Origin of the sequence: Arthrobacter sp. SW1 (assembly GCF_001766675.1) — a bacterium.
Lineage (GTDB): Bacteria > Actinomycetota > Actinomycetes > Actinomycetales > Micrococcaceae > Arthrobacter.
On sequence record NZ_MJLT01000062.1, the window covers coordinates 1 to 565 of the forward strand.

Genomic DNA, 565 nt, shown 5'->3' on the forward strand with positions numbered 1-565 from the left:
GAGTTCTCCGGCCGCCCGGAGCTCCCGGAAGAGTCCGAAGCCTGCTTCTACAAGTCCATGGAGGAGCTCCTGCCGGTCTTCGAACGCGAGGGCGTGCACGTGGCCATCGACCCGCACCCGGACGACTTCGTGGAGGAAGGCCTGGCCGCCTGGCGCGTGATCCGTGGCCTGAACTCCCCGAACGTCGGCATGGTGTACGTGGCTTCGCACACCTTCCACATGAAGGATGCGCCGCTGGACATCATGCGCGCGGCAGGGGACCGGCTGCGCGTGGTCCACGTGTCCGACACCCTCAACCACCACGCCTCCCACGGCCTGCGCTACATCACCAACCCGCCGGGCAACGCGGTGCGCGTTCACCAGCACTTGAAGATCGGCGACGGCGAGGTCAACTGGGACGAGTTCTTCGGCGGCCTCAAGGAGATCGGCTTCCTGGACTCCCCGGACACCGTGATGTGCTCCTCGGTCTTCGCGGAAGACGAGAGCGCCGCGGACGTGGCCCGCTTCCAGTTGGAGACGATGGAAAAGTACGTGGCGCAGGCAGGCTGAGCCCCGGCGCCGCCCT

At 67.1% G+C, this 565-nt stretch carries 1 protein-coding gene; it reads left to right on the plus strand.

Annotated features, from left to right (window positions below; translation table 11 throughout):
* The coding region (locus BIU82_RS16975; RefSeq protein ID WP_139146670.1) for a sugar phosphate isomerase/epimerase at positions 1 to 549 on the plus strand (549 nt) is incomplete at its 5' end.
* Positions 550 to 565 lie beyond the last annotated feature (16 nt).